The sequence below is a fragment of the Arthrobacter celericrescens genome (assembly GCF_003614925.1).
GTDB lineage: Bacteria > Actinomycetota > Actinomycetes > Actinomycetales > Micrococcaceae > Arthrobacter > Arthrobacter celericrescens.
In genome coordinates this window covers 1-2,131 of sequence record NZ_QYLP01000005.1, presented here as the reverse complement: position 1 = coordinate 2,131, position 2,131 = coordinate 1, and the positions used below count along the sequence as shown (strand labels likewise).

Here is a 2,131-nt window from a genome sequence, read left to right as displayed (position 1 = left end):
CTGGCCGGGACCTACAAGAGGCTGCTCCAGGACGGCGTGGACGCCGGCACCACCAAACAAGCCGACCTCAACGGCATCTTCGACCTCCGGGCCCTGAACGAGGTCACCGGCAGCAAGACCTCCGCCGCCGGCCTCGGCCAAGACTAAAACCACCAAATTCCCGCTTCCCGGGCCACACGGCCCGGGAAGCGGGGGTTTCTGCGGTGGAAATTCTGGACTCACGCGCTTTCCGTGAGATTCCGGGCGGCGAGGACGGACTCAGCCAAGCCGCCAGTCCGTAGCCGTCATGCACGGGAGTCCAGGGCCTCGATCAATCGTTGCATCGGGCCACCGAGGTTCCAGTCGGTGGCGAGACGCTCGAGTTCAGAGCGCGGGCCTCCGGTGACTGGATGCAGCCGCGCTCCGGCGTCGTCGAGAGTGGGCAAGGGGAGGTCGCGCACGACATTCACGACGGCGGGTGCAACCTTCAGATAATCGGCGGAAGCGGCGAGCTTCGACCGCACCGGCGCTGACAGCCCGCTGCCCGGATCCACCGAGGCCTCAAGCAAGCCGTCAAGGGTGCCGTACGCCAAAAGCAACGACGCCGCCGTCTTTTCCCCGATCCCCGCGACACCCGGCAGACCGTCGGAGGCGTCCCCGCGCAACGTCGCGAAGTCAGCGTACTGCCCGGGCAGCACACGATACTTGGCAACGACGACGGCATCGGTCACAAGCTCAAGGTTCCGCATGCCCCTTGCGGTGTAAATGACCCGCACCTGCCGCGCGTCATCGACCACCTGGAACAGATCGCGGTCCCCTGTCACGACGTCGACCGGAAGGCCGGAGTCGCTGGCGTAGGTGCCGATGACGTCGTCAGCTTCATGACCGGCAGCACCGACGACGGCGATGCCCGCCAGTCCGAGCACCCGGCGGATCATCGGGACCTGGACCACAAGCGCGTCCGGCACAACCTCGACGTCGGGACCGCCCACCACAGCCTCCGCGACCCTGTGCGACTTGTACGTCGGGATGAGATCCACCCGCCACCCAGGACGCCAATCGTCATCCCAACACGCCACCAGATGGGTCGCGCCGTACTCGGTGACGAGCCGCGCGATCATCTCCAGCAGGCCGCGAACAGCGTTCACCGGCGTCCCGTCAGGGCTGCGGATCGAATCAGGCACGCCGAAGAAGGCGCGAAAGTACAAGGACGCGGTATCCAGCAGCATCAAACGGTCGGCCATAAGCGATCCTTACACCAAGGCAGCGTCAGACCAAAGACCCTCCGCGCCACCAAAGCGCTGCCACACCGCCCACAACCTCAATCCTGCCCAAAACCTGTGCCAAGGCTGCGTAAAATCGCGGCTGACCTTGATCCGCCGGTGCCATGGTTAACTCCAGCAGTCCAGGAGCAGGAGGAGCCATGAAGCGGATAGTATCTTCCGAAGCCGCCGGCCGGCCGTCGCGCGAAGGCCCGGGCCTTCGCGCTTCCAGCGGGATCAGCTCCCCTACCACGGGGTCGCGGACTTCGTCGACCACTGCGAAAGCATGGACCTGGGGTGACCGCATTCACGACGGCGGACTCGACGTCTGGCCTGACTGCCAGGACTAGGAAGGTCTCAGCGCTTCCTCCCCCGTTCAGCCTGCCGTGGGCCGCACCTCGGGATCCCGTTGGGGATGTCCCGTAACGGTGAGTCTGGCGTCTTCGCCCTCACCGACGACGTCCACAATGACGGTGTCGCCCTGGTGCAGTTCGCCGAAGAGGATCTTCTCGGAGAGCTGGTCCTCGATCTCGCGCTGGATGGTCCGGCGCAGCGGCCGGGCGCCCATGGCGGGAGCGTAGCCGCGGGTGGCCAGCAGGACCTTGGCAGCGGGGGTGAGTTCGATGCCCATGTCCTTGTCCTTGAGCCGCTTCTCCAAGCGGGTCACGAACATGTCCACGATCTCGATGATCTCTTCCTGGGTCAGCTGCGGGAACACCACCACGTCGTCAACACGGTTCAGGAACTCGGGACGGAAGTGCTGCTTGAGCTCTTCCGTGACCCGGGCCCGCATCCGGATGTAACCGGTCTGGGTGTCCGTGCCGGACTGGAAGCCCGTGGCAACGCTCTTGGAGATGTCGCGGGTGCCCAGGTTCGTGGTCATGATGATC

At 65.5% G+C, this 2,131-nt stretch carries 2 protein-coding genes and 1 pseudogene; 1 reads left to right on the top strand and 2 read right to left on the bottom strand.

Annotated features, from left to right (window positions below):
- A pseudogene (locus D3654_RS20695) lies at window positions 1–147 on the top strand (sulfonate ABC transporter substrate-binding protein); the annotation flags it as partial.
- A 137-nt stretch (window positions 148–284) separates the two neighbouring features.
- On the opposite strand, the gene D3654_RS00265 reads toward D3654_RS20695, so the two are convergent.
- On the bottom strand, window positions 285–1,223 hold the full coding sequence (locus tag D3654_RS00265; RefSeq protein ID WP_120519549.1) for a 5'-3' exonuclease: 939 nt from the start codon (window positions 1,221–1,223) through the stop codon (window positions 285–287).
- 394 nt (window positions 1,224–1,617) lie between these two features.
- Window positions 1,618–2,131 (bottom strand): AAA family ATPase (locus D3654_RS00260; protein WP_162943577.1); only part of this gene is annotated, 514 nt, incomplete at its 5' end.